Source organism: Candidatus Nitrosopumilus sp. (assembly GCF_029882185.1).
Lineage (GTDB): Archaea > Thermoproteota > Nitrososphaeria > Nitrososphaerales > Nitrosopumilaceae > Nitrosopumilus.
This window is the reverse complement of sequence record NZ_JAOULD010000068.1, coordinates 1-4,992: the sequence shown is the minus strand read 5'-3', so window position 1 is coordinate 4,992 and position 4,992 is coordinate 1. Positions and strand designations below refer to the sequence as shown.

General features: G+C 30.4%; 7 protein-coding genes and 1 pseudogene. 6 read left to right on the top strand and 2 right to left on the bottom strand.

Translation table 11 applies throughout. The features are described 5' to 3' along the window. A pseudogene (locus OEW78_RS09810) lies at positions 1–317 on the top strand (restriction endonuclease); the annotation flags it as partial. Between the two features lie 47 nt (positions 318–364). Then, complete coding sequence (prs, locus tag OEW78_RS09805) at positions 365–1,252, top strand: ribose-phosphate diphosphokinase (RefSeq protein WP_300327117.1); 888 nt, start codon at positions 365–367, stop codon at positions 1,250–1,252. A 26-nt stretch (positions 1,253–1,278) separates the two neighbouring features. Here the strand turns inward: prs and OEW78_RS09800 are convergent, their stop codons facing one another. After that, positions 1,279–2,817: an AMP phosphorylase gene (locus OEW78_RS09800; protein WP_300327116.1), complete on the bottom strand. Its 1,539-nt coding sequence runs from the start codon at positions 2,815–2,817 to the stop codon at positions 1,279–1,281. A gap of 144 nt (positions 2,818–2,961) precedes the next feature. On the opposite strand from OEW78_RS09800, the gene OEW78_RS09795 reads away from it, so the two are divergent. The 4 genes from OEW78_RS09795 to OEW78_RS09780 all read left to right on the top strand — a co-directional run bounded on the left by OEW78_RS09795 (position 2,962) and on the right by OEW78_RS09780 (position 4,381). Continuing rightward, entirely contained in the window at positions 2,962–3,135 is a 174-nt protein-coding gene (locus OEW78_RS09795; protein ID WP_300327115.1) for a hypothetical protein, read from the top strand. 32 nt (positions 3,136–3,167) lie between these two features. Beyond that, positions 3,168–3,344: a universal stress protein gene (locus OEW78_RS09790; RefSeq protein WP_300327114.1), complete on the top strand. Its 177-nt coding sequence runs from the start codon at positions 3,168–3,170 to the stop codon at positions 3,342–3,344. 156 nt (positions 3,345–3,500) lie between these two features. After that, positions 3,501–3,710 carry a hypothetical protein gene (locus OEW78_RS09785; RefSeq protein WP_300327113.1) on the top strand — a complete coding sequence of 70 codons (210 nt, stop codon included), beginning with the start codon at positions 3,501–3,503 and terminating at the stop codon, positions 3,708–3,710. Positions 3,711–3,739: 29 nt separating this feature from the next. Beyond that, positions 3,740–4,381 (top strand): cysteine hydrolase, encoded by a 642-nt coding sequence (locus OEW78_RS09780; protein ID WP_300327112.1) that lies wholly within the window; start codon positions 3,740–3,742, stop codon positions 4,379–4,381. A gap of 215 nt (positions 4,382–4,596) precedes the next feature. On the opposite strand, the gene OEW78_RS09775 is transcribed toward OEW78_RS09780, so the two are convergent. Further along, a complete protein-coding gene (locus OEW78_RS09775; protein ID WP_300327111.1) occupies positions 4,597–4,740 on the bottom strand; it encodes a hypothetical protein in 144 nt (47 codons plus the stop codon). Positions 4,741–4,992: the final 252 nt, after the last annotated feature.

Here is a 4,992-nt window from a genome sequence, read left to right as displayed (position 1 = left end):
GTGAGATTATTTTTTGTAACACCCAAGTATCTAATCATGCAAAAAAATATGCAAAATGTATAGGACAGCAAATTTTCTCTTGGAAATATCCTGCAACAAATAGCTTGGAAAAAGTAATTGAAAAGCACAATCTTTACCCAATAACAATTCTTAATTTAACTCAAAATGAATTGAATATATTTTCAGATTGTAATATGATGATTGCAAAAGATCTTTTAAAACATGATGACGCTAAGATTGCAAAAATCACTGGTATTTCAAGAAATAGAATAAATAATATGCAAAAATTAGTCAAGCAGATATTTTATCCTACTTAGGATCCAAAAAATAATACTATAATAAAAAGTAAATTTCCATAGTATTATTGAATTCATATTTTGTGATTGCAAATCCTACTTCTGAGAATTTAGCAAAAAAGATTGCAAAAAAATTATCGGCAAGATGTTTGAAGACCAGTTTGAAAGTTTTTCCAGACGGTGAAAATAAATTTACTCTTTTAGAATATCCAAACGAAGGTACAATTATTGTTGTGTCATCTATGGGTCCACCTGTAGATTCTAATCTTGTTCAGACTCTGTTATTAATATCAAAATCCCGAGAAATGTCTCAAAATGTAATTGCCGTAGTGCCATACATGGGATATGCAAAACAAGATAAAGAATTTCTTAAAGGTGAAATTATAACAATTTCGGTTATTGCAAAATTGTTTAAAGCAGCTGGTGCAACACGATTAATTGTAGTTGATTTTCATAGCCCAAACGCTCTTGATTTTTTTAAAATTCCCACAAAAAATATTTCAGCAGTTTCCTTATTTACAAAATATTTTAAAAATCATAAACTGAAAAATCCTCTTGTAGTATCTCCAGATTTGTTTTGGAAATCTAATGCAGAAAAATTTGCAAAATCTATCGATGCAACTGCCGTTGCTTTAAACAAACAAAGAAATAAAAAAACAGGCCAACTAATTATTAATCCACCGTTTCCAAAGTTTTCTAAAGGACAAGATATAATATTGTTTGATGATATGGTGTCTTCAGGTACAAGTATTTTAAAATCAATTCATTTTTTTAAAAAGAAAAATGTTGGAAAGATATATGTCGTATGCACTCATCCTGTTTTTGTAGGGGATTCAGAAAAGAAAATCAAAAAAGCAGGAGTTACAAAAATTGTAGGGACAAATTCAATTCCTGGAAAATTTTCAAAAGTTGATTTATCTGGAATGATTTCTAAAACCATCTTGGATTGGAAGTAATGTCTTTGTATTATGGATAATTTTATTTATCTATCAATAACAAATGTTCTCTCTACAATAGGGGATTCGGTTATTGTATGGATCAACATGTCTGATTTTTTGCCAATGCCTAATGAAACTTGAGAAGAAAGAATGTATTTTACTCTATCAATTTTGTACGATTGATCTGCATATACAGTAAATAGTAATTCGCCTTTTTCTACAGGATCTCCGACTTTTTTGTTAAATACAATTCCTGCACCCTTATCTTTTGGAGCACCGGCTGCTCGCCCTATTTCTACAATGATTCTATTTTCCATCCACAGGACTTGCCCTGATTTTTCAGAACGAATTACTAGAGAATACTTGCCAATTGGAATGTCCTCAGGTATTATGTTTGGATTTCCCCCCTGTGTCTTGATTATTTCTCTCATTTTCTGCTCTGCTTTACCTGATTCAAGGATTTTTTTTGCAAGCAAGTAACCGTTTTTTTTACCTAATAATTCAAACATACTTCCTGCAATATTACATGCTTTGTCAATAAGATCTGGAACATGTTTTTGATTCATTAAAACCTCCAATGCTTCTTTTGCTTCTAGTGCAGGACCTACTGTATTCCCTATTGGCTGTTCTCCAAAAGTTACAATGCAATGAGTATGAATTCCTAATCTTTTTCCAAGTTCAATGATGTCTCTTGCAAGAAGATCTGCTTCTCCAGTTGTTTTCATTTTTGCCCCTCTTCCAGTTGGAATATCTACAACAAGATGAGTTGCACCCACAGCTTTCTTTTTGCTCATTATTGATGGTAAAAGTAAAGGATCAATATGTAAAGAAAATTCTGTTTTTACAAACATGTCATCTGCAGGAGCTAATTCAATTGCACCCCCCCACACAATACAACCATTTGATTTTTTAAGTATCTGTAACATTTTGTTTGTAGTAAATTCTATGGGCATCAAAATTTCTGCACGATCTGCAGTGCCTGCAACGGATGTGATAGCTCTTGATGATGTTTTTGGAATTGTAAATCCTTCTGATGCAATAATTGGAACCACCAATAATGTTGTTTTATCTCCTGGAACACCGCCAATACTATGTTTGTCTATGATGATTTTTTTGTTAATGCAAAGGGTTTTGCCTGTATCCACCATCGACATAGACAAACTTGTTGCTTCATCAAGATCTATTTTGTCTATATGTAATGCTGTTACAAATGCTGAAATTTCATTTTCATTAAGATTACCATCTACTAGATCTTGTACGATTTCATGTATTTCTGAATATAGTAGTTTTTTTCCTGAAAGTTTATTTCTAATAAATTGAAGTGATTTTGGAAAGGGTGCAATGTCTACATCTACTTTAGAATTTTGTTTTAAACTTAGAATTTTTCTAACTTCTTCATTTACGCCTAAAAATCCCTTTTCAACGGTACTAGATATGTTGATGATAGCTGTAATCTTCTTTTTTGCTTTGACTGTTACTCTTTCAGATGCATTGATGTTTAATTCATCAGCATCTTTATCATTTAAAAATACAAATGGTTTTCCACCTGAATCGATATTGAGAATTTTTACTTTTAGTAGCATTATGTGTTGTTTTGATATGAAATTGTCTTTTATAACATTCTTGCTGAAATACAATTTTTGTTATCATGTTTGAATTTAAGCATATTTTGTAAATAATAGTTAGTACAGTAATTCGTACTGACTCGTAAATTACTAAACAAAATTTTGGTACCTTTAGATGGTTCAACAAACTCCCTTAGAGGTTTAAAATTTGCATTAAAAATTTCAAAACAATCATCTTTGTCTATTATTGGTTTGAATGTGATCTCCCCCCTTATCATTGAAAAAATACCTTCTGTAAAAGAAAACAGTAGGATGTTATACGACAAGCTGAATTAATATCACAAAAGATCAATGTTCCATTTTTAGGAATGACTAAAATCAGTAATAATGTTGGAAAGACGATAATCACATTTGCTGAAAACCATAAAGTCGATATGATAATCATAGGTTCTCGTGGCTCTGATCCCTATCATGAGATATTTTTGGGCAGTGTTGCTAACTATCTTGTAAATAAATCTAGAATTCCAATAATCGTAGTGAAATAATAGAAAATCTAAATTACATTAATTTTTAATACGTTCCTGCATCGGGTCCTGGAAAGATATGTTATTCCCCCCCACATTCTTGATAATAACATATTTGATGTTCTCAAATATGAAATCTTTAAACTAGTTTAATTAGTAAAGTGCCCTTTTTTGTACATGGATTCTAAATATCAAAAACAGATTGATGATATAATGTTTGAGACAAATGCAAAAATTAATGCAATCGTCAATGAGTTTCGAAATATAAAATTCTCCAAAATGGATGAAAAACAAAAACAAGCAAAATGTGATAAACTAAGAGAAGAATTTGAATATGTTATGTTAGATGAAGAGAAAAAAGTCGAAGAAGTGATGAAAGAATGCTGATGAAAATCTAGTACTGGATTTTAGATATCATGAGTAATATTTTGACTGTCCCTGAATGGCATGCAGATGTAAAAACTAGTTCAAAAATAACATTAGTGGTTATAGACATGCAAAAATTATTCCTAACTGATAAGGAATCTCCCTGGATAGATAAAAAATTACTGTCCGTAATTCCAAACATAGAAAAATTAATCAAAACTATTGAAATACAAAATGTGATTTTTACCCGTTTCATACCTCCAAAAAATTGGCAAGATGAACAGGATTCTTGGAAAACATACTATAGAATAAATCAAAAGATCACTCCAAATTTTCTTGGAACCAAAGCATCAGAAATAATTGATGAGTTCACTCCATACATTTCAAATTCAGTTGTTGCAAGTAGAAAAAAGTCTGCATCAATATTTATGGCAGGTAATTTTCAGTCTAAAATTAAAAAGAAATCTACAAAAATACTGATTTTTTCAGGAATTGAAACAGACTATTGTGTTCTATCAAGTGTGTTGGATGCTATTCATTTGGGATATTATGTGGTTGTAGTAATGGATGCATGTGCAAGTAGTAAAAAACAAGGGCAAAAACATGCAAAAGGAATATTTGAAAGGTTTCCAGAACAACTTTGGATTACATCTACAGATGATTTGATAGATCATTTTCAAAAGTACAATTAATCATACATGATTAACCTTAATTTCATTCAAGATATACTATAAACCCCAATCGCTCTACACAGAATCAAAAAAAGACCATGAGGTTATTGTATAATTTAGAAAAAAGAATGCCTATTAGTCAGATAATGCATAGTAATATATCGTAGTGGTGTGAGTTTGCATATCTGTAAAGAAGGACTGAATTAACTACTCAGCTACGAAAAAGAGATTTAGAATTAGGTATTTTCAAATTCTTTGATTAATTCTTTAAATTCTTCTGGATATTCTTTTTTAATTTCATTTTCATTAAATCTGTCCCTTTTTAGATACAACTTATCGTAATTACTATTTTTTTGTGCTTTAAACAAATCCTTATTCATTAACGAATTTTCTATGTTACACTAAAAAAAGAGTTTAGACTCTAAGGATTAAAAATATTCAATACTAAAAGAGCACCAAAAATAATTCCTGCCACTATAATTACACCTTTGAATAACGTTTTCAATATTTTTGGGTAAATGGCACGAACTTAAGCGTATTGCTGCTGAGAATAACTTGGAATTCCTAATCTTTGCTCTGTTCCTGTACGTGATTATGTGGTATCAGCATAAGTTTTGAGATGTTAGAACCTT